Source organism: Marinobacterium nitratireducens, assembly GCF_014645375.1.
GTDB lineage: Bacteria > Pseudomonadota > Gammaproteobacteria > Pseudomonadales > Balneatricaceae > Marinobacterium_A > Marinobacterium_A nitratireducens.
The window spans coordinates 148,730-168,010 of sequence record NZ_BMLT01000007.1; the positions used below are offsets into that span (position 1 = coordinate 148,730).

Below are 19,281 nucleotides of genomic sequence, written 5' to 3' on the forward strand. Positions count from 1 at the left end.
CGAGACATAATCAGGTTAAACTGATGGATAGTTGCGCTCAAACGAATTAATATGGCAAATAGTTTATCTGAGCTCATGTGAAAGGCGCAGTATGCAGGATAGGGTATCAATCAAGGCGGTTCAGGCGTTCGAAGCGGCCGCCCGGCTTTCCTCTTTCGCGCTCGCGGCCGAAGAGCTGTTCGTGACCCCGTCGGCGATCAGCCATCAAATCAAGCTGCTGGAAGAACAGTTCGGAGTAAGACTGTTTCACCGGATGCACCGGGCGGTGGTGCTGACGGACGCAGGGCGCCTCTATGCAGAGGAAGTGACGGGCGCCTTTGCCCGCATTGATCTTGCGACGCGGAAACTTGGCCGGACCGACCGCAGTGATATCCTGACGGTACACTCGACGCCCAGCTTCGCTAGCCAGTGGCTGATGCCGCGACTGGCCCGATTCAGCGCCAGCCAGCCGGATATCGACGTTCGGCTCAATGCCTCTTATCCAGTACCACCCGACCTGCTGATGCAGGGGGTCGATATCGACATTCGTTATGGTACTCGTCGGTTGCAGCCGGCCGGTACGATGGTGATTCCCTTTCCGCCGGAAACCATCGTGCCAATGTGCACACCGGAACTGGCCAATGGTGAACATCCAATCCGTACCGTCGCGGATCTGCAGCACCACACGCTGATCCACAGTGAGATCTGCCTGGTCAGTTGGCGCGACTGGCTGCGGCAGCACCGCAAGGTCCAGCTCGATATCTCCCGGGGTCCCCGTTTCGACCGTTCATTCATGGCCATCAGTGCGGCAGTCGATGGCATGGGCATCCTGCTGGACAGCTTGCTGCTGGTGCAGCGTGAACTTGAGACCGGACGCTTAGTCGCACCGTTTGGTTTCGAGGGCCCTAAGGTCCAGGGCTATACCTTCAATATTTTGAAAACCCAAGCCAATTTGCCGAAGATCCGCGCCTTTCAGGCGTGGATCTTTGCGGAGTTGGAAAAGAAGTAGCCGAAACTATAAATATACGGATAGGTCTTATAACCGTCGGCCACATCGCCATATTGGCGGCGGCGATAGCGAACAGCAAATAGAGCAGACCCGTTACTCTCGGGACCATGACTGACTAAATCATGCGTGATTCGTCTGCATCGAGTTGGATGTTGCGAGATCGCGGGCCGCGGATGCCGGAAGCGGATCCGGATGTCACCAGCGCCGTCGATACCGTCGTCAAGGACCTTGGTATCGTATTGGAAGCCGGGCACGAGACCCAGGCGGCGTTGTTGTCGCTGCCTGCGGTGGCGCATCAGCTGTTCCTGACCACATTGGGGCGGGGCGATAGCCGGGCCGATGATAGCCAGGTGATCCGTAGCAATCACCTGTTGAACGGTACCAACTGATTCGCGTACCCCGCTTTGCCACAACCACTGATTTCATATCTGCAGAGCCCTTTAGGGCTCTGTTGCAAATTTTCTGGTGGGCCGTGAGAAACGGGTATTGCACGTGATCAACCTCATGTTGCTTGGCCTTCGAGATACTGGCCGAGTAACGCGACGGCGCTCGGTGAGCGCATTCGGCCTGATTCCGAACGCCCGTTCGACAATGCGAGCTTCGCCACGCACATCGTCCGTCAGATTGAAAATCGCCGCCTGGCCCTTGCGCAGGGCCCGCATCACCTCAAAACCCTTGATGGTCGCATAGGCCGTTTTCAGCGTCTTGAAGCCCCGCACCGGGCGGATCAGTTGTTTCAACTTGCCGTGATCGGCTTCGACGACGTTGTTCAGATATTTGACCTGACGATGCACGGTCGCCTCAGGGCACTTGCCCTCCTGCTTCAGTTCGGCCAGCGCCACGGCATAGGTTGCAGCCTTGTCGGTGTTGATGACTGTCGGCTTTTCCCAATATTTCAAGCCGTTCAGGGCCTTGCCGAGGAAACGCTTTGCCGCCTTGGCGTTGCGCGTCGGCGACAAATAGAAGTCGATCGTGTTGCCCGACTTGTCGACGGCCCGATACAGATACGTCCATTGGCCGCGAACCTTCACATAGGTTTCGTCAACCCGCCAACTCGTCGATTGCGGGCGACGCCAGTGCCAGCGCAGCCGTTTTTCGATCTCCGGCGCATACCTTTGAACCCAGCGGTAGATCGTGGAATGATCAACGGGAACGCCGCGCTCACCCATCATCTGTTCGAGGTAACGGTAGCTGACGCCTTTGGGCAGTACCACCGTACTGCCCAAAGGATGATCTCGCCCTCAAAATGACGCCACTTGAAGTCGCCACTCATGCCATGCCTCCAGCCTGTTTCACCAACCTTTCTCCAGCAAACGGCAGATTTTTGCAACAGAGCCGGCGAAACAGACCCTGCACTTTCATCCCATTAGGTCGTTGCAACGTGCGCTAAGCAGTCCCTACCTCCATCCCTCCATTCAACTATCTATTGACTGCAGCTTAGTCACGGTGGCCCTACCGTCGTGGCTTTGGAGGTGATATCTGGCGACTTCAAACAAACGTTTTAAAACATATTGTAAACGAGAAGTATTATTATTTAGAATTAGATCCGTGTCGAGTCTGTTCGAGCGTTTCGCCGATTGTTTCGGCGACAGCTGATAAACACTGCAATTTCGAAAGGGAGCTCAGTCATGCCAGGTCAGATAGTTTTCATCGCCCACGTCGTCACGGAGGTGCTCAACGAGGGGTTTCTGCCTGCCGCGCGGGCGCTCGGCCTCGATCCCGTCATCGTCACGGATCTGGCGGCCGAGCACCGGCGCCACTTCGCCGAAGAGGACCTGCAGGCCTATCCGGATCTCATCCTGAGCTGCGATGTCTTCAATCCGCTGGCGGTGATCGAAACCTTGCAGGAGGCGGGTATCGCGCCGGCCGCGGTGTTTTCCCACAGTGACCATCTGCAAACCACAACGGCGCTGGTCGCACAGTACTTCGGCCTGCCGGGCAAGGACTGGCAGGTCTGCTACCGCGCCAAGAACAAGGCCGCGATGCGGGCGTACCTGGCCGCGGCGGGGGCCGAGCCGTTCTGGTACCGGCTGGTGACGGCGCAGGATCAGCTCGATGCGGCGCTCGCCGATTGCCCCTGGCCCTGCGTGGTCAAGCCCCGCGAGGGGGTGGCCAGTCTCGATGTTTCCCTAGTCCGCTCGGCGCAGGAGCTGCGCGACTGCTGCTCTCGTTTGTGGGCGCGCCAGCCGGGCCAGCCGCTGTTGATCGAGGAGTACCTCGAAGGCCCGCTGTGCACGCTGGAGACACTGGGCGACGGCGAGCGCTTCGAGGTGCTCGGCGGCTTCCGGGTCGAGCTGTCGGAACCGCCCCATTTCATCGAGCAGGCGGCGCACTGGGGGCTGGAGCTGGACGAGCGGGAATTGCAGCAGATGGCCGGCACGCTCCGGGACTTCGGTATCGGATTCGGCTCCTGTCACAGCGAGTTCGTGCTGACCGAGCGCGGCCCCCGGCTGATCGAGATCAACTACCGCACCATTGGCGACGGCCGTGAGTTCCTGCTGGCGGAAACACTGGGGTTGCCGCTGTTCGAACGGGTGCTTCAGCTGCACCTCGGAGAGTCGCTGCCGGCACTGGATCTGTCCGATACCCGGCTGCTGATCCACTACGTGCTGGCGACGGAGTCGGGGCGGCTGGAGCAGGTGCCGGGACCCCGACGTGAGCGCTGGGGGCAGGGCTTCGTCGATTTCCAGCCGCTGCGGCGTGCCGGCGACCGACTCGAGCTCAGTCACTCGAACAAGGACTACCTGGGCGTGATCCGGGCGGCGGGCGACAGTCTGGCGGAGCTGCAGGAGCGCACGGCGCAGTTGCTGGCGGGGCTGAGCTGGGAGGTGCGGGCATGAGTGTCGAGGCTGCACGCCGCTACATCCTCGGTCGGGTGCTGGATACGCTGCTGCGCGAGGACGTGCAGCAACTGGTCAGCCTCGGAGCGAAGCAGGAAACCTTGCCGGCCGGCGCGCCGGTGGCGGAGTCGGACGGCCCCTGGTGGCGGGCCTGCCTGGCGGCGGGTGAGCTCTGGTTGCCGGTGCGGCCGGCCGCATTCATGCAGCGTTGGCGTTCGCGGGAGGGGCCGGTGCTGGCCCGCTCGAGGGACGGCGACGACTGGCACTGCCTCGACGACAGCGGGGCGCTGATCGGCTGGCTCGGCCAGGAGCTCGAGCCGGACGAGCGCGAACTCTACCGGGCCTTCGCCGCCGAATGCGAAGATGCCGAGCGCCAGCACCGCGCCTGCCGGCAGGCGCAGCAGGAATACTTCGAGTGTTGCCGCGAGGCGCCGCCGGCACTGAATCGCTGGGAGCAGCGCTTCCTGCACTACGACCGCCTCGCCGCCTATCTCGACCACCCCTACTATCCGACGGCCCGGGCCAAGAACGGCTTCGGCGTCGAGGACCTAGCACGCTATGCCCCCGAGTTCGGGCCCCGGTTCCGCCTGCGCTGGCTGGCGGTGCCGCAGTCGCTGCTCCGCGGGACGGAGGCCGGCGCGCCCGAGTGGTGGCCGCAGTTCGAGCAGGTCGGCCTGGATCCGGCCCTCGCCGCCGACCATGCGCTGCTGCCGGTGCATCCGTTTCTCTGGGGCGACCCGCTCGACGCGATGCTGCATGACGCCGGTCTGGAGGAACAGGTCGTCGCCGCGCCCGACAGCTGCGTCGAGGTGATGCCGACATTGTCGGTACGCAGCCTGCTGCTGGTACAGCACCCCGAGACCCATATCAAACTGCCGCTGACGATCCGCACCCTGGGCAGCCGGAACATCCGCACGGTGAAGCCGAGCACCATCGGCGACGGCAACCGCGTTCAGCGTCTGCTCGGCGCCATCGCCGAACAGGAGCCGCTGCTGCGCGGGCGGCTGCTGCTGACCGACGAGCGCCGCGGCGCCCATGTCGACGGGCACAGCTTCCTCGGCTATATCCTGCGCCGCTACCCGCAGGCGGTGGAGCGGGGCACACTGGTCTCGGTCGCCGGTCTGCTGGCGGAGACACCCTCGGGAGGGTATCTGTTCGAGGAACTCGGCCAGCGTTTCTACCGCGGCGATGTGCTGGCACTGCTCGAGGACTACCTGACGCTGACCTTTGAGGTCCATGTCACGCTCTGGCTGCGCTACGGCATCGCGCTGGAGTCGAACCAGCAGAACTCGATGCTGCTGTTCGACGAAGCGGGTGGCGGTTTGCGACTGCTGCTCAAGGACAACGACGCGCCGCGCATCGACCGCGAACAGCTCGAACGGCGCTGGCCGCTGTTGTACCGTTGTGTCGAGGAGCTGGAGGATGCGCGTATCTGGAGCCGCGAGCGCCTGGCGCTGGGGCAGATGTTCGGCACCATCACGCTGCAGCTCAACGTGGCGCCGCTGATCGAGGGGCTGGCGGCGCGGGGCTACGGCGAGCGGCGCGAGCTCTACGGCCGGGTCGTGCGAGTGCTGGAGCGGAGCCTGGCGGCGCTCGACGGCGAGGACGGACGGGAGCTGCGCGAGTTGCTGCTGGAGGCCGAGCTGCTCGACGCCAAGTACCTGCTGACCGCCGGCACCCTGCAGAGCAAAGCGCGCTCGGGCGCCGCCGACATCAACAAGCACTACGGTCGCAGCGCACCCAACTTTCTGCGGGAGGCGCTGTGACGGCGCGGCAGCGATGCCAAGTCCGGGCGGTAATGCTGTGTCACTTCATCGCGGCGCTGGCGGCGTTGGGCATGCCGCCCTTCTTCGCCGGCATCCTGCTCGAGGAGTTCGGCTCGGGCCGGACCGAACTGGTGGGCTGGTTTTACGTGCTGCCGACCGTCTGCACCGCCCTGGCCGCGCCCTGGTGGGGCCGCTTCGCCGACCGCTTCGGCGCGCGGCCGTCGCTGTTGCGGGCGCAACTGGGGCTGGCGCTCGGCTTCCTGCTCGCCAGCCTGGCGCCATCGCCGCTCTGGTTCGCGCTGGCGCTGGTAGTACAGGGGCTGCTCGGCGGCACCTTCGCCGCCTCGAATGCCTACCTCGCGACGCTGATGCAAGGCGGGGGACTGGCCCGGTCGCTGAACGCGATGCAGGGCTCGGCCCGAGCCGCGCTCGTGGTGGCGCCGGTGTTGTTCGGCTGGCTGATGGCCTGGCTGTCACCGTTGGAACTCTACGGCTACCTGGCGCTGCTGCCGCTACTCGCGGCCCTGCTGCTGCTATGGCTGCCGGCCCCTGTTGATGCCACCGCGGTCGAAACGCCGCATCGCAAAGCGGCCGACAACGCGGAGGCAGTCGCACCGGCGCTGCTGTTCCTGCTGCAGTTCGGCTTTTCGTTCGCCTGCGTGATCGGCTTCCCCTATTTCATCGCCGATACCGGGGTGCGCTTCGGTGGTCTGGACCGGGTACAGCTGGCCTGGTTGTTCAGCCTGCCGCACCTGGTCTACCTGCTGCTGGCGCGGCCGCTCGGGCGCAGGCTGCAGGACTGCGCCACGCTGCGCGCGCTGCAATTCGCGCTGGCGCTGCTGGCGCTCAGCTACTGGGGGCAATACCTGACCGATGAGGTGGTCACGCTATTGCTGTTGCGGCTGCTGATGGGCGTGGCGATGACCCTGGCGTTCCTGATGCTGCACCGGCTGATGAGTGCCGCCAGCGGCGTGCGCGCCGGGCGCCTGTTCGGTCGGCTCGATGCCGCCGCCAAGTGGGCCGGGGTCGGCGCGGGGCTTGCCGCCGGCGTCCTCAGTGGCCTCTGGGGGCTGGCCAGCCCGCTGCTGGCGGCGGCGCTGCTGTTGCTGCCGCTCTGTGTCTGCCTGCAAACCGCCATTCTTTCCCGTTCATCACCATTGTCCGAGAGGAGCTGAAGATGTCCGCTCAATCACCGGCGCAGGCCTTTCGCCGCCAGCGCCAGCACGACGAGGCCGGTGCCCGGTCGATCATCGCGCTGCTCAACTGCTACTGTCGCGAGGTGGCATCGCCCGCCGGCGAGCTGCAGCTCGACAACCCCTTCGGTCAGCGCGCCTGGCCGCTGGCGCTGAAACACGCGCAACGCGCACAGGGGGCGCGGGTGCTGCAGATCGAGCTGTCGCGCAGCGGCTACCGTATTCTAGTGGCGGTCGCCCGGCCGTCGCCAACGCTGAACTTCGACTACCGCTCGCAGCCCTTCGGCGGCGGTTTCGGCAAGCCGTGGCAGCCGCTCGACTGGCAGGCGCTGGCGCGGCTGCTGCTCAGCGAGCTGGCGGCCCGCTACCGGCAGTCGTTCAACGACGAGCTGCTGGCGCAGATCGGCAACAGCGTGGCGCTGATGGGCGAGTTCATCGTCGGCACGCCGACCGCGATGGACTGGGGGCAGGGCGAGGCCGCCTATCTGCGTTCGGAGCAGGCCCTGAGCTTTGGTCATGCCTTCCATCCGACGCCGAAAAGCCGCGAGGGCATCGACCTGGCGTCGATCCGCCGCTACTCGCCGGAACTGGGCGCGTCGTTCCAGCTGCACTTTTTCGCGGTGCGCCGCGAGGACCTGCTGCAGCAATCCCATCTGGAGGTCGAGGGCATGGAGCTGCTGAGGCGACAACTGCCGGCGCTGGCGCTGCCGCCGGGCTATCAGGCGTTGCCGGTGCATCCGTGGCAGGCCGGCCATATCCGCGCGCTGGCACCGGTGCAGGCGGCGCTGGCCAGCGGCCGCCTGCTCGACCTGGGACCGGCGGGCGAGGACTGGTATCCGACCGCCTCGGTGCGCACCCTTTATCAGCCCGGGCGCGACGGCTTCCTGAAGTGCTCGCTGCACGTGCGCCTGACCAACTGCGTGCGCAAGAACGCATGGTACGAACTGGAGAGCGCGGTCGGCCTCAGCGGGCTGCTGGCGCGGCAATGCCGGGCGCTGACCGAGACCTTCCCGAGCCTGACGCTGATGCCGGAACCGGCCTTCGTCAGCGTCGATTTCCGCGACCAGCCGCAGGCGCAGCGCATCGAGCTGCAGGAGGCCTTCGGCCTCATCCTGCGACAGAAACCCTGCTGGGGCGCGGACGAAACCCCGCTGCTGGCCGGCGCCCTGTTCGGCGACAGCCCGGCCGGCGAGGCGCCGGTGCAACGCCTGGTGGCGCACCTCGCCGCCGCGCGCGGGCTCGGCTATCGCGACGCGGCGCTGCTGTGGTTCGACGCATATGTCGAACAACTGGTGCATCCGGTGCTCTATGCGCTATGCCGCCTCGGCGTGGTGTTCGAGCCGCACCTGCAGAACGTCGTCGTCGGGCTGCGCGAAGACCTGCCGACGCGGCTCTATCTCCGCGACCTCGAGGGTACCAAGCTGGTGCCAGAGCTGTGGCCGGCCGAGCGTCTGACGGAGCTGTCGCCGCGGGCCCGCGATTCGGTCTGGTACGACGCCGAGAAATCCTGGCAACGGGTCGGCTACTGTCTGCTGATCAACAACCTGGCCCAGGCGGTATTCCACCTCGCACGGCAGGACGGCGATCTCGAGCGGTCGCTGTGGCGCCGGCTGGCCGCCAGCCTCGAGCTGTACCAGCGGCGCCATGGCAACGGCCGCTCCGCCGGGCTGATCGCGCAGGTGCTGGGCGGCGAGCCCTGGCCCAACAAGACCAACCTGCTGAACCGGGTACTGAAGCGGGCCGATCGCGGCTCGGAATACGTGCCGCTGCCGAGCCCTTTCCCCAACCCCTGAGCCGGAGACTGACGATGGAATTCCGTATTTCCGAAGTGGCGGCCACCGCCGCCCGCCTGCAGCGCGACGGCGACGATCCCGTCTGCGCCTATCTCTACGACCTGACGGCGCTGCGCCGCCACGTCGACCGTATCGTTTCGTCCCTGCCGGCAAACTGCGAGATGTTCTACGCCGTCAAGGCCAACGCCGAGCGCCCGCTGCTGGCCGAACTCGCCGGCCGGGTCCACGGTTTCGAGGTCGCCTCGGGCGGCGAAATCGCCTGGGTGCGGGAACAGTTTCCCGAGGCGCCGCTGCTGTTCGGCGGGCCGGGCAAACTGGACAGCGAGCTGCAACTGGCGCTCGAGCAGGGCGTCGAGCTGATCCACGTCGAGAGTCTCGGCGAGCTGCGCCGTCTGGCCCGACTGCTGGAGCAGGGCGACCGCCGCCAGCCGATCCTGCTGCGCATGAACCTGGCGCCGCCGAGCCTGCCGCGCACCACCCTGACCATGGGGGGCGGGCCGACGCCGTTCGGCATCGACCCGGCCGAGCTGCCGGCCTGTCTCGACCTGATCGCGAGCCAGCCCCGCCTGGTACTGCGTGGCTTTCATTTCCACCTTGTCTCGCACCAGCTCGATGCCGCGGCGCACCTGGCGCTGCTGGCGGACTATTTCGCCCAGCTGCGCGCCTGGCAGACCGAATTCGGGCTCGCCTGCGAGGAGATCAATGTCGGCGGCGGTATCGGCATCAACTACCGTGAACCGCAACGCCAGTTCGACTGGGACGCCTTCAGTAGCGGTCTGGGCGAACTGATCGAGCGCGAGGGACTGCAGCGGCTGCGCGTGCGCTTCGAGTGCGGTCGTTACCTGACCGCCCCCTGCGGCTACTACCTGATGGAGGTGCTGGATCTGAAGCGCAACCACGGTCAGTGGTTCGCGGTCTGCCGCGGCGGCACCCATCATTTCCGCACCCCGGCGGCACAGGGACACAGCCATCCCTTCGTCCGGCTGCCCGGACGAGCTGGCGGCGCCACCGTGCGCAATGCCAGGATCAGCGTCGTCGGCCAGCTCTGTACGCCGAAGGACATGCTGGCGCGGGACGTCGAGGTCGACGAGATTGCCGTCGGCGACCGGCTGCTGTTCAGCCTCGCCGGCGCCTATGCCTGGAATATCTCCCATCAGCAGTTCCTACGCCATCCGGCGCCGCTGGTCCACTACCTCGACGACACGGAGGCCGCCTGATGCTGCAGTCCAATCCGCTCAAGCGCAGGCTCAGGGCCGGCGCTAGCGTCTGCGGCATGCTCAACTCGGTGCCGAGCCCCTGGCTGGTCGAGATGCTCGGCTACGCCGGCTACGACTTCGTGATCCTCGACCAGGAGCATCTCGGGGTCAATCCCGAGTCGCTGGAGCATATGATCCGGGCCGCCGAAAGCGCCGGCATCGCGCCGCTAGTGCGGGTGCCTGGCATCGATCCGGCGGCGATCCAGCGGGCGCTGGACGCCGGCGCCCTCGGGGTCGTGGTGCCCCGGGTCGAAAGCGCCGACGAGGCCCGGGCGGTGGTAGCGGCGGCACGCTACCACCCGCTGGGCCGGCGCGGCATCACCGGCGGCCGCACCACCGGTTTCGGCACCCTGCCACTCGGCGACTACCTGGCGCGGGCCAACGACGAAATCCTGGTGGTGCTGATGATCGAGTCGCAGCGAGGTGTCGACAACCTCGACGCTATCCTGCAGGCGCCGGGGCTGGACTGGATCCTGGAAGGCGCGATGGACTTGGCCCACGACCTCGGCGTGGCGCCGGATCATCTGCATCCGCAGGTGCAGCAGGCGATCGCCACCACCGCCCGCAAGACCCGGGAGGCAGGGCTGCTGTTCTGCGCCATCCCGCGGGTCGAGGGGCAGTTCGAGCGCTGGCGGGAGGAGGGCGTCTCGACCTTCCTGCTCGGCGAGGACCGCGGCATCCTGTTTCGTCGCTTGCAGGCCTACCGGCGTGGCTTCGAATCCGATGAGTGCAGGGATTAGTTCACCAATCTAAATGCAAACCATTCTTGTTCGCCTTATAATGCCGGCCAAAACCTGCAGGACAGAGGATGGTTATGAAACTGCGAAGCCTGATGGCCTTGTTGGCGGGCACCTTGGCGGCAACGCTCCAGGCAGCACCGGTGACTGATTCACTGGACCTGGCCGATGACCTGGGTGCCCGTCATATCGAGCAACCGAGCGTATCGTCCCTGAGCGACCAGATGCTCGACTTTCTCCAAATAGGCGGCCCGGTCGTCTGGATTCTGCTGGGCTTTTCCGTTGTCGCCCTGAGCATCACGCTGATCAAGCTCTGGCAGTTCGCCTGGCTACGCCCCGAAAGCCGCGGCGACATCGAACAGAGCCTGAGGCTGTGGCAAGCGGGTGAAGCCGACCGTGCACTGGAAGCCCTGAACACCCGGCGCCCGGTGTCGGAGCTGGTAGCATTGGCCGTGCGGGGGCTCCAGGAGGAGTCACGGGATCTCGCGTTGCTGAAGGATGAGCTCGAGCGCGTTGCTACCCTGCGCCTCAATCAACTGCGTACCCTGTTGCGCCCGCTCGATGTGATCGCCACCCTGAGTCCGCTGCTCGGCCTGCTCGGCACGGTGCTCGGCATGATCGTCGCCTTCCAGCAGATGGAAGCCGCCGGCAACCAGGTCGACCCCTCGGTGCTCTCCGGTGGCATCTGGCAGGCGCTGCTGACCACGGCGGTCGGTCTGGCGGTGGCGATACCGGTGGTGACGGTGCACAACTGGTTGGAGCGCAAGACCGAGCGGGTGGCGGCGTTGATGAACGATGCCGTCACCCGCGTCTTCACCGGCCGGCCGGGAATGCTGAAGCCGGCCGAGGCGGGCCGCCATGCGGCTTGATGTCACCGCTCCGGTCAGGAGGCGCGCCATCAGCCTGACCCCGCTGATCGACGTGGTTTTCATCCTGCTGCTGTTCTTCATGCTGTCGTCGACTTTTCTGCAATGGCGCCAGATCGATCTGGTGAGTCCCGGCGAGACCGAGTCTGAAGCACGGGAGGTCCGCCGCGTCCACCTGCTGGGCGAAGACGGCCGCTTCGAACTAAACGGGCAGCAATATCATAGCGACGACTCAGCCGCGCTGAGCCGGCTGGTCGCCGCTGCACCGCATGATGTCTATGCCCTGAGCGTGGAACCGGGGCTGACGACCCAGGCGATGATCCGGTTGCTGGATGCGCTCAAGACCGCTGGCGCCCCCCATGTCTCCCTGACGGAAACGGCACCATGAAAATCGTGCCCACGCGACAACAGGGTAAGACCACTAGCGACGACAACCTGATCCCGTTGATCAACGTGGTTTTCCTGATGCTGATATTCTTCATGGTGGCTGGCCAGATTAGCCGCTCCGATGCGGTCAGGATCGTGCCACCGGCCTCAATCAGCGACAAGCGGACGGCCGCTGAGAACCCTGTCGAGGTGCTGATCGCCGATGCCCAGTTGTATCTCGACAACGAGGCTGTGGCGTAGGAGCAACTCGATGACAGTCTGGCGCTGAAGTTCGAGCAGGCCGCCGATAAGGAGCGCTTTTCGGTGCTGGTCAAGGCTGACGCCACGACACCGGTCGACAGGCTTCAGGCGGTGCTGAAGCAGATTCGCGCGGCCGGCTTGATGAAGGTATCGCTGGCAACGCGGCCGCAGGACGCGCCGGTATGATCCGGACTCGACACTGGCTGACAGCGCTGCTGCTAGCCGTCGCTCTCCACCTGTTCGGTTTCGTCGTCGTGCTATTGCAGGACGCGCACGACGGCGCACGAACTCCCGGCGAACAGGGCATCGAGATTGACCTCGGGATGCTCGGCGACCTCGGTACAGAGACCGAACCCCAGGAAGCGGCGGTATCCGATCCCTTGCCAGAACCGGAGCCGCAACCGCAACCGCAACCGCAACCAGAAACTGTCCCCGAGCCCGAGCCCGAGCCCGTGGTCAAGCCAGACCCTGTGACGCCGAAACAACAGGCGGAAGTGGGGACCGCACCGACGTCCAAACCCAATCCGAAACCGAAACCCAGGCCGGTGCACACACCTGACAAGATCACCGATAGCGAGGCGACGGAGCAAATAGACAGCCGCAAAGCCAGTACCGGCGGAGCCAATGCGGCGACCAATGGCGGTAACCCGGCGGCCCAGCAGTCCTACTACGCGGTGTTGGCGGCTCATCTGGCGAAGTACAAACGTTATCCGGTCGCCTCTCGCCGCCGTGGCGAGGAGGGCATCGTCAAGCTTTTCTTCGTGCTGGATCACAATGGCAAGGTCGAGAGCTTCCGGATCAGCGAGAGCTCCGGCTATAGGCGACTTGACGAGGCTGTGATCCGGATGCTCCAGTCAGCCGTGCCGCTACCTGCTTTTCCCGCTGAAATGGAACAACATCGCCTATCGGTCAACATCCCGATTGCCTTTGCAATTAAGGGTCAGCGCTAGTTCGGTTACCGGCTTGGCAAATTAAACTTCAATCTAAATGCAAACCATTCGTGTTCACCTTATAATGCGGCAAAATTTTGCAGAACAGGGGATGGTTATGCGACTGCTGAGGCTGACGACTTTGTTGGCGGGAGCCTTTTCGGCTTTGCTCCAGGCAGCGCCCGTGGTGGCGCCGCCGGCGCTGGCCGATGATCGTGGCACCCGTATCGAGCGGCTGGCGCCGGAGCGGGTGGCGGCGATTTCGACCTTCGCCGCTGACAGCCTGGTCGCGCTCGGTGTCACGCCGGTGGGGGCCTCGACCTTTGGCGACCGGGCGGTGCCGGACTTTCTAGGGCCGGCCATGGCGCAGGTGCCGAGCCTGGGCCAGCGCGCCAGCACCAATCTTGAGCTGCTGTCCGAACTGCAGCCGGAGCTGATCCTGGCGATCCGGCGCTACACCGAGCCGCATGCGCGCCAGTTCGAGACCATCGCACCTTTTTACGCCTTCGACGTGATCGGCTACGACGACAGCCTGCGGGCGGTCGCCGGTATCGCCGCGGCGCTGGGCCAGGCCGACGCAGGGCGGGCGCTGAACGACGCATTCGAGGCGAAGGTGGCCGACTACGCGGCCCGGGCGCCGGGCGGTATCCGCGCGGTGCTGCTGGCCGGCAGCGGCGAAGCGCCCTTCGCCTATTACGACCACTTCCTTAGCACCGATCTGCTCGGGCGCCTCGGCGCGACCAATGCGACCGGCCCGTCGCCGACCTCCGACCAGGCCATCCCATTCGGCTACCAGATCAGCCTCGAACAGCTGCTGGCGCTGAACCCGGACGTCATCTTCATGTTTGCCTCGAGCACCCGTCACGCCTACGCCGACAATCCCATCTGGCCCCACCTCGAGGCCGTGCAGAACGGGCGCGTCTACGAGGTCGGCCTGCACTGGAAGGAGGGCGGCGGGCCCATCGCGCGCAACCTGATCCTGGAAGAGATGGCATGGCGCCTCTATCCGAAGCATTTCGAGCAACCCCAGGTGCCGGCAGAGATTGCCAGCCGTACCTTCCGCTGAGGTCGTCCGATGTGCGTTCGTACCGGGCTAGCCGCCGGCGGTCCCCTGTGTCTGCTGGGACTATTGGCCGCGCTCGCGGCAACCGCCTGGGCAGCCCTGACAGCCGGCACCGTGCCGGTCGCGGTTAACGATGTGGTGTCGGTCCTCAGCGGCGCGCGCGAGGGCATGGCGGGCGTACTGGTCTGGGAGCTGCGCCTGCCACGATTTCTCGCCGGCCTGCTGGTCGGCGTCAGCCTCGCCGTGGCGGGCCAGCTGATGCAGACAGTGACCCGCAATCCGCTGGCCTCGCCGGGCATTACCGGAGTGGTCGCCGGGGCGTCGATGGCGGTGGTACTGGTCCAGGTCTGCTTCAGCGTCGACGCGGCCTGGCTGCCTGGCTTTGGCGTACTGGGCGGCACCGCGGCGGCCTTGCTGACTTTCGTGCTCGCGGCCCAGGGAGGCTTCACACCACTGCGGCTGGCGCTGGCCGGCGTCGCGGTGACGGCGCTGGCAACGGCACTGACGACGGCCTTCCTGCTGTTTTCCGGCGCCCATGCTCAGCAACTGTATCTGTGGCTGGCCGGCGGTCTGCTCGGCCGCGGCTGGGGCCATATAGCGCTGATTCTGCCCTGGTCCCTCGTGGGCCTGGCGTTGGCATTGCTCGGTGTTCGCTACCTCAATCTGCTTCAGCTCGAGGATGAGGTGGCGCGGGCGCTCGGCGGCCGGGTACTGCTGTGGCGCCTGGGTTTCGTCGCCATCGCCGTGGCGCTGACCGCCGCCGCGGTCGCAGTGGCCGGTCCGGTCGGCTTCGTCGGTCTGGTGGCGCCGCACCTGGTGCGGTTGCTGCTGGGCAACGACCAGCGCATCACGCTGCCGGTGGTCGCCCTGGCCGGCGCCGTGCTGGTGACGCTGAGCGATTTGCTGGCTCGCACCCTCGTGGCCCCGGCGGAGCTGCCGCTCGGCATCTTTACCGCCCTGCTGGGCGGCCCGGTCTTCATCGGCCTGATTCGCGGGAGAGCCCTCTGATGCGCGCGATGCTGGTATCCGCCCGGCCGTCGACACCGCGCCAGGCCCGAACGCTCGCCTTCCAGCGCTGGTGCTGGCCGGCCGCGCTGCTGCTAATGCTGGTATTGGCGGCGGTCTCGAATCTGCTGTTCGGCGCGGCCACCCTGTCGCCGCAGCGGGTCTGGCTGGCCCTGACCGGAAGCGGCGATGCGGTCGCCCAGGACATTGTCTGGAACCTGCGCCTGCCGCGATTGCTGGTTGGGGCGCTGATCGGGCTGCATTTCGCCATCGCCGGTTCGCTGCTGCAGGCAGTGATGCGTAATCCCCTGGCCGATGCCGGCATCCTCGGCATCAACAGCGGTGCCAGCCTGGCCGCCGTGCTGGCATTCGCCGTCGCCGAGCGTCTGACCGGTGACGGCAATCCCTATCTCAGTGGTGTGCTGGATCTGCGCTGGTTGCCGCTGGTCGCTTGTGGCGGCGGCATGGTGGCGGCGGCGCTGGTCTATCGCCTCAGCTGGAACGGCGGGGTGACGCCGGTGCGGCTGGTGCTCTGCGGTATCGCGGTGGCCAGTATCCTTGGCGCGCTGGTGACCGGCGTGCTCGCCGGCTGGGCGCAGGTCAACACCGAAACCGTGCTGGTCTGGCTGGCCGGCAGTCTGTTCGGCCGCGATTGGGAACACTTGCTGACGTTGCTGCCCTGGACGCTGGCGGCGCTGGCGCTGCTGCCGGCGCTGCTGGCCGGGGCCAACCTGCTACAGCTCGGCGACGAGGTCGCTGCGATCCTGGGACTACGGGTCGAGCTGTGGCGCTTCGGCCTGCTGCTGGTCGCGGCGCTGTTCGCCGCCAGTGCGGTCGGCGTGGTCGGGCCGGTCGGCTTCGTCGGCCTGATCGTTGCCCATATCGCCCGCCTGACCGCCGGCCCCGACCTGCGCCAGCAACTGCTGCTGAGCCCGATGTACGGCGTGCTGCTGGTGACGGCCTCGGATCTGCTCGGACGCCTGCTGCTGATACCGGCCGAGATTCCAATCGGCGTCGTCACCTCGTTGCTCGGCGTCCCGTTTTTCATCTATCTGCTGGCGCGCAAGCGCTGAGACCATCCACTCAGGAGAGACCATGTTATCGGCACAGGAACTGAGGCTGGGCTACGGCGACAAGGTCATAGTGCCGCAGTTGAGCCTCGACCTCGAGATGTCGCGCATCCACTGCCTTATCGGTCCGAACGGCTGCGGCAAGAGTACCTTGCTGCGCGCGCTCGCGGGGCTGCTGCGGCCGCAGCAGGGGCGGGTGCTGCTCGACGGCCGGGCGGTTGATCGCTGGAGGCGGCGCGAACTGGCGCAGCGCCTGTCGATGCTGCCACAGCATCCGAGCGCGCCGGAGGGGCTGACGGTGGAGCAGCTGGTGCGCTACGGTCGCTTTCCGCACCAGCGCCTGTTCGGCCAGCTCGGCGAGCAGGATCGCAAGGTGGTGCGCTGGGCCATTCGCGTCACGGGACTGGCAGGTTACGAGGCCAGGCCGCTGGCGGCACTCTCGGGCGGGGAGCGGCAGCGTGCCTGGATCGCCCTGTCGCTGGCACAGCAGGCGTCGATCCTGATCCTTGATGAGCCCACCACCTATCTCGACCTCGGGCACCAGCTGGAAGTGCTGGAACTGCTCGAGGCGCTCAACCGCGAGCAGGGACTGACCGTGATCATGTCGCTGCACGATCTCAATCAGGCGGCCCGCTACGGTCATCACTTGGTCGCGATGCGTTCCGGTCGGCTGGAGCGGGCCGGCGCACCGGGCGAGGTGCTGACCGAGACGCTACTGGCCGAGGTGTTTCGAGTGCGCGCCCGTGTATTGGATGATGCCGGCACCGGAAAACCGCAGTTCATGCCGCTGTCATCGGTAACCGGGCCGCTACTGTAAAGCATCCTGTACAGCAAGATTTAATCTAGATACAATTGCGAACCGTTATCATTATGATTAACTATAATCGCAATTGGAGAACTCGATGAACCGCTCTTCGTTCGGCCAGGCGCACGGCTGCGTGCTACCATTCCGCAAAAAGCTCGCCGTCGCCGTCAGTCTCGCCACGGCGTCGCTGAGCCCACTCGCTGTGGCGCAACAGGCCGCGGAGCTGGATGTCCTGCAGGTCGAGGGCAACTGGATCGGCAACCCGACCGAGGAGGAGGTCAAGGTCTATCCGGGCTCGCGCAGCGTCATCGAATCGGAGCAGCTGCAGGAAAGCGGCGCCCTGAACATCGAGGACGCGATCCGTTCGGCGCCAGGCGTGCAGATTCTCGACGAAACCGGTACCGGCATCCTGCCGAACATCGGCCTGCGCGGCCTCAATCCGCTGCGCAGCGAACGGCTGCAGATGCTGGTCGACGGCTATCCGATCGCGATCGGGCCCTACAGCAATGTCGGTGTCTCGCTGTTCCCGGTCACGCTGCCCAGTGTCGATACCGTCGATATCGTGCGCGGCGGTGCCGCGGTGCGTTACGGCCCCAACAACGTCGGCGGTGTGATGAACTTCCTCACCAAGCCGATTCCGGGCCAGACCGAACAGACACTGCAGCAGCGGCTGACGATTGCCGAGGACACCGGCAACATCTACAGCGACACCTACTACCGCATCGGCGGTTTCGTCAACGACGACCTGGCGCTGCAGTTCCAGGCCAATGTCCAGCGCGGCGACGGCTTCCGCGACCATTCCGATACCGACGTCGACAACGTTATCGTCAGTGCCGAATACTTCATCGACGACCGCAACGAGCTCGCGGCCAGCCTGCAGTACTACGATGTTGACGCCGAGCTGCCGGGAGGCCTGAGCCCGAGCGCCTACGAGCAGAACCGGACCCAGTCGCAGCGGCCGCACGACGCCTACGACGCCGACATGGTGCGCGGCACCTTGGGCTGGACCTTCCGCCCGAACGACGACGTCGAGTTCGAATGGCGCAACTTCGCCCATCGCGCGGACCGGACCTTCTTCTTCGGCCAGGACCTGACCAGCGGCGGCCACTGGGCCGATCCCGAGGCCGACGCCAGCCATGTCGCCGATTCGCCCCGTGTGTTCCACGTCTGGGGCACCGAGCCGCGCCTGACGGTGCGCGAAGGCATCCATACGCTGACCTTCGGCGCGCGCTTCGTCAGCGAAGAGGTGGACTTCGACGTCAACCGCGAAGAGCTGGCGACCGGGACCTACGGCACCGTCCGCGAATGGGACCTGGAGACCGACGCCCTGGCGCTCTACCTCAGCGATACCCTCGGCCTGCTCGACGGGCGTCTCGAGATCACGCCGGGGCTGCGCTACGAGGATGTCGAGATGGACTTCGAGGACCAGCTGTCCGGCAGCCGCTCAAGCAACGACGCCGACGAACTGCTGCCGGGCCTGACGGTCGGCCTGCAGGCGACCGACGCGGTGTTCCTGTTCGCCAACGCGCAGAAGTCGCTGGTGCCGGTGCAGATCGCCCAGGCCACCAAGGCCGGCGACGTCGCCAACGAGACCGCCTGGAACTACGAGCTGGGCGCGCGCTGGCAGCCGGTTCCGGCGCTGGCGACCTCGGCGACGCTGTTCCGCATCGACTACGAGGACCAGATCGTCCACAACCGCACCACGGACCGGTTCGAGAACGTCGGCGAGACCCGCCACGAGGGCATCGAGCTTGAGGCCGACTGGCAGGCAACCGAGCGGCTCGCGCTCGGGCTCGGCTATACCTACCTGGATACCAAACAGCTCAGCGGCGACAACAAGGGTAACGACCTGCCCAACGCGCCGCATCATCACCTCAGTGCCGAAGCGCGCTACCAGCTGCAGCAGTGGACCGCCAACCTGAACCTGAATTACGTCAGTGACAGCTTCAGCGACGCCGCCAACACCGAAGATGAAGACGCCATCGGCAGTGCCGGCAAACTGCCGTCCTATACCCTGGTCAATGCGCGCATTGGTCGCGATATCGCCGTCGGTAGCGGCAATAATCTGAACCTTGGACTGGCGGCGACCAACCTGACAGATGAGGATTACTACTTCCGCGGTGCAGATGTCAGCCCGGTTGGCAGGGTACCGGCGCCGGGCCGAGCCTTTATCCTCGAAGGCCGTCTGGATTTCTGATTCCCTTCATGGCGGTCGCTTTTCCAAGCGTCTGCCATTTCTTCCTATACATTCAGCAATCCATACAAACCCAACAGCCGGTCTGTCGATCGATATTGCTTGGGCCTAGTATCGGAATGAGACGTGGACTCGTGGTCTCTAGCATG

The 19,281-nt window shown here is 65.7% G+C and carries 16 protein-coding genes and 2 pseudogenes; 17 read left to right on the top strand and 1 reads right to left on the bottom strand.

The window, feature by feature from the left end:
* Positions 1-91: 91 nt before the first annotated feature.
* The gene (gcvA, locus tag IEX85_RS14735; protein WP_188861375.1) at positions 92-988 is read left to right on the top strand and encodes a transcriptional regulator GcvA; all 897 of its coding nucleotides are present in this window, start codon (positions 92-94) and stop codon (positions 986-988) included.
* 122 nt (positions 989-1,110) lie between these two features.
* Positions 1,111-1,377, top strand: a complete 267-nt coding sequence (locus IEX85_RS14740) for an NAD-binding protein (RefSeq protein ID WP_268238087.1) — start codon at positions 1,111-1,113, stop codon at positions 1,375-1,377.
* 180 nt (positions 1,378-1,557) lie between these two features.
* Here the strand turns inward: IEX85_RS14740 and IEX85_RS14745 are convergent.
* Positions 1,558-2,261, bottom strand: a pseudogene (locus tag IEX85_RS14745) (IS6 family transposase); the annotation flags it as partial.
* A 355-nt stretch (positions 2,262-2,616) separates the two neighbouring features.
* Here IEX85_RS14745 and IEX85_RS14750 point away from each other — a divergent pair.
* The 15 genes and pseudogenes from IEX85_RS14750 to IEX85_RS14825 all read left to right on the top strand — a co-directional run bounded on the left by IEX85_RS14750 (position 2,617) and on the right by IEX85_RS14825 (position 19,135).
* Entirely contained in the window at positions 2,617-3,828 is a 1,212-nt protein-coding gene (locus IEX85_RS14750) for an ATP-grasp domain-containing protein (protein WP_188861376.1), read from the top strand.
* Positions 3,825-5,594, top strand: coding sequence for an IucA/IucC family protein (locus IEX85_RS14755; protein WP_188861377.1), 1,770 nt, complete (start codon positions 3,825-3,827; stop codon positions 5,592-5,594). The genes IEX85_RS14750 and IEX85_RS14755 overlap by 4 nt, the downstream gene beginning before the upstream one ends.
* A 32-nt stretch (positions 5,595-5,626) precedes the next feature.
* On the top strand, positions 5,627-6,769 hold the full coding sequence (locus tag IEX85_RS14760; protein WP_188861378.1) for an MFS transporter: 1,143 nt from the start codon (positions 5,627-5,629) through the stop codon (positions 6,767-6,769).
* Between the two features lie 2 nt (positions 6,770-6,771).
* Positions 6,772-8,580, top strand: a complete 1,809-nt coding sequence (locus IEX85_RS14765; protein ID WP_188861379.1) for an IucA/IucC family protein — start codon at positions 6,772-6,774, stop codon at positions 8,578-8,580.
* Between the two features lie 14 nt (positions 8,581-8,594).
* Entirely contained in the window at positions 8,595-9,797 is a 1,203-nt protein-coding gene (locus IEX85_RS14770; protein WP_188861380.1) for a type III PLP-dependent enzyme, read from the top strand.
* A complete protein-coding gene (locus IEX85_RS14775; RefSeq protein WP_188861381.1) occupies positions 9,797-10,576 on the top strand; it encodes an HpcH/HpaI aldolase family protein in 780 nt (259 codons plus the stop codon). Before IEX85_RS14770 ends, IEX85_RS14775 begins: the two co-directional genes overlap by 1 nt.
* 74 nt (positions 10,577-10,650) lie before the next feature.
* On the top strand, positions 10,651-11,442 hold the full coding sequence (locus IEX85_RS14780; RefSeq protein WP_229721945.1) for a MotA/TolQ/ExbB proton channel family protein: 792 nt from the start codon (positions 10,651-10,653) through the stop codon (positions 11,440-11,442).
* Complete coding sequence (locus tag IEX85_RS14785; protein ID WP_188861382.1) at positions 11,432-11,827, top strand: ExbD/TolR family protein; 396 nt, start codon at positions 11,432-11,434, stop codon at positions 11,825-11,827. The genes IEX85_RS14780 and IEX85_RS14785 overlap by 11 nt, the downstream gene beginning before the upstream one ends.
* Positions 11,824-12,252, top strand: a pseudogene (locus tag IEX85_RS24030) (ExbD/TolR family protein). Before IEX85_RS14785 ends, IEX85_RS24030 begins: the two are co-directional and overlap by 4 nt.
* Positions 12,249-13,016, top strand: a complete 768-nt coding sequence (locus IEX85_RS14800; protein WP_188861384.1) for an energy transducer TonB — start codon at positions 12,249-12,251, stop codon at positions 13,014-13,016. Before IEX85_RS24030 ends, IEX85_RS14800 begins: the two are co-directional and overlap by 4 nt.
* Positions 13,017-13,113: 97 nt before the next feature.
* Positions 13,114-14,061, top strand: a complete 948-nt coding sequence (locus IEX85_RS14805) for an ABC transporter substrate-binding protein (RefSeq protein ID WP_188861385.1) — start codon at positions 13,114-13,116, stop codon at positions 14,059-14,061.
* A 9-nt stretch (positions 14,062-14,070) separates the two neighbouring features.
* Complete coding sequence (locus IEX85_RS14810; RefSeq protein WP_188861386.1) at positions 14,071-15,066, top strand: FecCD family ABC transporter permease; 996 nt, start codon at positions 14,071-14,073, stop codon at positions 15,064-15,066.
* The gene (locus IEX85_RS14815) at positions 15,066-16,136 is read left to right on the top strand and encodes a FecCD family ABC transporter permease (RefSeq protein ID WP_229721946.1); all 1,071 of its coding nucleotides are present in this window, start codon (positions 15,066-15,068) and stop codon (positions 16,134-16,136) included. Before IEX85_RS14810 ends, IEX85_RS14815 begins: the two co-directional genes overlap by 1 nt.
* A 22-nt stretch (positions 16,137-16,158) precedes the next feature.
* Positions 16,159-16,950, top strand: a complete 792-nt coding sequence (locus tag IEX85_RS14820; protein WP_188861387.1) for an ABC transporter ATP-binding protein — start codon at positions 16,159-16,161, stop codon at positions 16,948-16,950.
* A gap of 85 nt (positions 16,951-17,035) precedes the next feature.
* Positions 17,036-19,135, top strand: a complete 2,100-nt coding sequence (locus IEX85_RS14825; protein WP_188861388.1) for a TonB-dependent receptor family protein — start codon at positions 17,036-17,038, stop codon at positions 19,133-19,135.
* Positions 19,136-19,281: the final 146 nt, after the last annotated feature.

What these genes read in the sequence shown, in the direction of transcription:
- IEX85_RS14740 (WP_268238087.1), top strand. Translation starts at nt 1,111, where the DNA reads ATGCGTGATTCGTCTGCATCGAGTTGGATGTTGCGAGATCGCGGGCCG.
- IEX85_RS14810 (WP_188861386.1), top strand. Translation starts at nt 14,071, where the DNA reads ATGTGCGTTCGTACCGGGCTAGCCGCCGGCGGTCCCCTGTGTCTGCTG.
- IEX85_RS14805 (WP_188861385.1), top strand. Translation starts at nt 13,114, where the DNA reads ATGCGACTGCTGAGGCTGACGACTTTGTTGGCGGGAGCCTTTTCGGCT.
- IEX85_RS14815 (WP_229721946.1), top strand. Translation starts at nt 15,066, where the DNA reads ATGCGCGCGATGCTGGTATCCGCCCGGCCGTCGACACCGCGCCAGGCC.
- gcvA (WP_188861375.1), top strand. Translation starts at nt 92, where the DNA reads ATGCAGGATAGGGTATCAATCAAGGCGGTTCAGGCGTTCGAAGCGGCC.
- IEX85_RS14760 (WP_188861378.1), top strand. Translation starts at nt 5,627, where the DNA reads ATGCTGTGTCACTTCATCGCGGCGCTGGCGGCGTTGGGCATGCCGCCC.
- IEX85_RS14775 (WP_188861381.1), top strand. Translation starts at nt 9,797, where the DNA reads ATGCTGCAGTCCAATCCGCTCAAGCGCAGGCTCAGGGCCGGCGCTAGC.
- IEX85_RS14820 (WP_188861387.1), top strand. Translation starts at nt 16,159, where the DNA reads ATGTTATCGGCACAGGAACTGAGGCTGGGCTACGGCGACAAGGTCATA.
- IEX85_RS14825 (WP_188861388.1), top strand. Translation starts at nt 17,036, where the DNA reads ATGAACCGCTCTTCGTTCGGCCAGGCGCACGGCTGCGTGCTACCATTC.
- IEX85_RS14755 (WP_188861377.1), top strand. Translation starts at nt 3,825, where the DNA reads ATGAGTGTCGAGGCTGCACGCCGCTACATCCTCGGTCGGGTGCTGGAT.
- IEX85_RS14770 (WP_188861380.1), top strand. Translation starts at nt 8,595, where the DNA reads ATGGAATTCCGTATTTCCGAAGTGGCGGCCACCGCCGCCCGCCTGCAG.
- IEX85_RS14750 (WP_188861376.1), top strand. Translation starts at nt 2,617, where the DNA reads ATGCCAGGTCAGATAGTTTTCATCGCCCACGTCGTCACGGAGGTGCTC.
- IEX85_RS14765 (WP_188861379.1), top strand. Translation starts at nt 6,772, where the DNA reads ATGTCCGCTCAATCACCGGCGCAGGCCTTTCGCCGCCAGCGCCAGCAC.
- IEX85_RS14785 (WP_188861382.1), top strand. Translation starts at nt 11,432, where the DNA reads ATGCGGCTTGATGTCACCGCTCCGGTCAGGAGGCGCGCCATCAGCCTG.
- IEX85_RS14780 (WP_229721945.1), top strand. Translation starts at nt 10,651, where the DNA reads ATGAAACTGCGAAGCCTGATGGCCTTGTTGGCGGGCACCTTGGCGGCA.
- IEX85_RS14800 (WP_188861384.1), top strand. Translation starts at nt 12,249, where the DNA reads ATGATCCGGACTCGACACTGGCTGACAGCGCTGCTGCTAGCCGTCGCT.